The 2,910-nt window shown below is 67.7% G+C and carries 1 protein-coding gene; it reads left to right on the forward strand.

Features of this window, described 5'->3' with window-relative positions; genetic code table 11:
* A partial coding sequence (locus IT472_RS08270) for a diguanylate cyclase (RefSeq protein ID WP_297180763.1) occupies positions 1-2,910 on the forward strand: 2,910 nt, incomplete at both ends.

The following is a 2,910-nucleotide window of genomic DNA, read 5'->3' on the forward strand; positions in this document are numbered from 1 at the left end:
CCCCGTGGTGGTGCCGACCATCGCCGCGCCGACGATTACTACCTATGGTAGCCAACACGGACTCGCCGACGACGCCTGGAATACGGTGGCGCAGGACGCACGGGGCGTGGTCTGGGCAGGGTCGGCCAACGGCTTGGCCTGGTTCGACGGCTACCGCTGGCATGCAGTGCCATTGCCGGTTCCGAACAGCCCGGTCGCGGATTTGGCAACGGCGCCGGATGGTGCGCTGTGGGCGCGGCTTGCTTTCTCGGGCCATGCCCGCTTCGACGGTCGGCGCTGGACGACGGGCGGTGAAGCGAATGCACTCAGGCGGTTCGTCCGCGTGCGGGCCGGCTCGGAGCCGCAGCTGTGGGCCTACGGTCAATCCGGCCTGTGGCGGGTGGAAGGACGGCAGCTGCGCAAAGTGGCTGGCGATCCGGTCCAGGCAGGCATTTCTCCGGCCGGGTTCGCGATCACCGAGTCTCTGCATGGCGAGCCCCGGCAATGGTTGGGGAACATCAATGGCGGGCTGTGGTATCGGCGCGCCGACCGCGCGGGCGACGGGCCGTGGCAGCGATTCAGGCATCCGGAAATCGACCGGATGACGCCGAATCTCCTTCTCCGCAGCCGCAATGAGGCCGGACAGGAGGAATTGTGGTTTCTGTCCTACAACGACGGGTTCGCACGCATTTCCGACGCTGGCGTTCGGGTCTGGAAGCCCGACCGTGACGGGGTGCCGGCAACCTCGCTGCTGGGCATGGTCGAAACCCGGGGTGTCACCGGGCAGCGCGACCTCTGGATCGCCACCCGCGCCGGCCTGTTGCGTATTCACGGCGCGGACGAGCGCATCGACCTGTTCACCCGCAGCGACGGTTTGCCGACCGACGCCATCAACGACATCAGGGTGCAAACCCTGCCGGATGGAAGCCAGGCGCTGTGGCTGGCCACCGAGCAGGGCATGGCACGGGTGACGCAGGGAGGTGGCCCGTGGACGGTGGTGACACGGATGGGCGAGCAGAGCAACGGCGTGTTCGGCGTCTTGCCTGAGCCCGACGGACGCGGTGGCGAACGCCTGTGGGTGACGTCGCCGGTCGCCGGGCTGTCCCTGCTTGAGGACGGCAAATGGCGGACCTTCAACGCGGGCAACGGAGGATTGCCGAAGGGGATCGTGGCTGGATTGTTTCGCCTGCCGGGCCCCGATGGGAGGCCGCACCGACTGGTCACCTTCGTCGGCATGCCGCTGTACGAAATCAATGATCGATTCGAGCTGGTGCCGTTCGACACGCCTTGGCCGCTGGAGCCCAACGTGTATGTCTCCTCCATGCTGGCGCGCCGCCACGACGGGCGGATCGAGTGGTGGGTGGGGTTGCGCGGTCGCGGCATCTACCGCTGGCGTGATGGGCGCTGGACGGAATATCGGGTGGAAGGCGCAACGCCGAAGCCGAACGTGTACGATCTGGTCGAGCAGCGCGATGCCAACGGCCGTTCCTGGCTGTGGGCGGGGACCGGACAAGGGCTGGCGCGCTACGACGGCGAGACTTGGACCTTGGTCAAAGGTGTCCCGGGCTTGCCTGACGGGCCGGACATCGGCATGAGCCTGATCCGCGTGAGCCGGACCCAGCAGCTTTGGGTGGGCACCAACCACAACGGCATCTCGCGGCTGGACGTGACGGATCCGCTGCGCCCGAAATTGCTTGACCCGAACGGGCTTCCGCCACCGCCGAACCGGATGGTGTACAGCGTCCTGCCCGACAGCCGGGGACGGGTGTGGATCTGCACCAACAACGGCGTCCAGTTGCTGACGCCCGTGGCCGGGGGCAGCTACCGCTCGCAGGTGTTCCACCGTCACGATGGTCTGGTGCATGACGAATGCAACATCGGCGCGCAGCGGGTTGATGCCCATGACCGCTACTGGGCAGGCACCATGGGCGGGCTGGGGATGTACGACCCGGCGCTGGAGGCGCACACGGTGCCCCCCGCCGGCCCGCTGCTGGTGACGGCGCTGGGGGTGGATGACGTGTCGCGGTCGTTTCCGGATCTGGCGCCCCTGCAGTTGGCGCCGGGGGATCACTCGCTCGAATTCGACTACACCCTGCTCAGCGGGCAACGTGAGGACGAAACCCGTTACCGCAGCCGGCTGGAAGGCTATGAATCCGAACTGAGCGCTTGGTCCGAGGAGCGCAGGCGGGTATTCACCAACCTGCCGCCCGGCCGCTACGCCCTGCGCATCGAAGCCCGCGACTTCAACGGCAGCACCCGAACCCTGGTGATGCCGGCGATCACCATCGCGCCGCAGTGGTGGCAGCGCGGCTGGGTGCAGGCCGTGCTGGCGCTGTTGTCCCTGCTGGTCGTCCTGACCCTGGTCATGGCCTACAACCGGAGGTTGCGGGTGCGTCAGCAACAGCTGCGGCGGATCGTGGCCGATCGAACCCGGGAGCTGCGCGCCGCCAATGAGCGGCTGACCGCGATGTCCTATCTCGATCCATTGACCGGGGTGGCCAACCGGCGCCGCTTGACCGAAGTGCTGGAAGCGGAAATCGCCCGCGCCGCCGCGCAGAAACTGCCGCTGGGCCTGATCATGGTCGATATCGACCACTTCAAGAATTACAACGACCGGCATGGCCATCTCGCGGGTGACGTCGCGCTGCGGGCGGTGGCCGGTGCGCTGGAATCCGCCAGCAGGCCGGGCGATCTGGTGGCGCGCTACGGTGGCGAGGAATTCGTCTGCGTGCTGATTGGAGCGGAGCTGGCCGAGGCGCTCCAGGTGGCCGAGCGCATGCGCGTGGCGGTGGCGGCGCTACCCCCGCGGGCCGTGGGCAACGACGCGGAAACGCTCACGCTCAGTGGCGGTGTGTTCAGCGTCGTGCCCGACAGCGATGATCGGGTCGATGGCCTGCTGGCAATCGTGGATGCGGCCCTGTATGAGGCCAA

The sequence above is a fragment of the Thermomonas sp. genome, assembly GCF_020850895.1.
Classification (GTDB): domain Bacteria; phylum Pseudomonadota; class Gammaproteobacteria; order Xanthomonadales; family Xanthomonadaceae; genus Thermomonas.